The following is a 501-nucleotide window of genomic DNA, read 5'->3' as shown; positions in this document are numbered from 1 at the left end:
GAACCGCCGCACCGTCCTGCTCCTTGCCCGCATTCTCGAGCCGCTGGGCTGAGGCTACGGTACCGGCGGCATTGAACACCCCAGCCGACCCCTTAATGGAGTGCGCCAGACTACGGATCGTCGCGAAGTCAGAAGTGCGCTGGGCGAGCTCAAGCGCCTTTCGATTGCGCTCCAGATCGCTGAAGAAGAGACTGATAAGTTGCTGCAGGGCGGCCTCATCACCATCAAGCAACTCGCGGGTCGCGCCAATATCGGCAATCGCGGAATCCGCCCCCACATCGATACAGCTCGCAACCCGGCCGCCACCCACCTGAGGCGCATCGTCCAGATCTCCCATCACCCTGTCTATCACCCCATGCAGCTCCACGGGCTTGATCGGTCTGGCGATGTAATCGTCCATGCCCGCCATCAGGCAACGATCCCTGTCGCCCTGCATCGCATGGGCGGTCATCGCCACAATCGGTGTCGACTGCCACTTCCCTCCTGCAGCCCAGCTTCGTC

Annotated in this window: 1 protein-coding gene; it reads right to left on the bottom strand. The window is 62.5% G+C overall.

Annotated elements, in window-relative coordinates; genetic code table 11:
* Positions 1-451, bottom strand: a 451-nt coding sequence (locus tag JNK74_30620) for a response regulator (GenBank protein MBL7650521.1), incomplete at its 3' end; no start/stop codon positions are given.
* Positions 452-501: the final 50 nt, after the last annotated feature.

The organism is Candidatus Hydrogenedentota bacterium, assembly GCA_016791475.1.
Lineage (GTDB): Bacteria > Hydrogenedentota > Hydrogenedentia > Hydrogenedentales > JAEUWI01 > JAEUWI01.
This window is presented reverse-complemented; position numbering and strand designations above follow the sequence as displayed.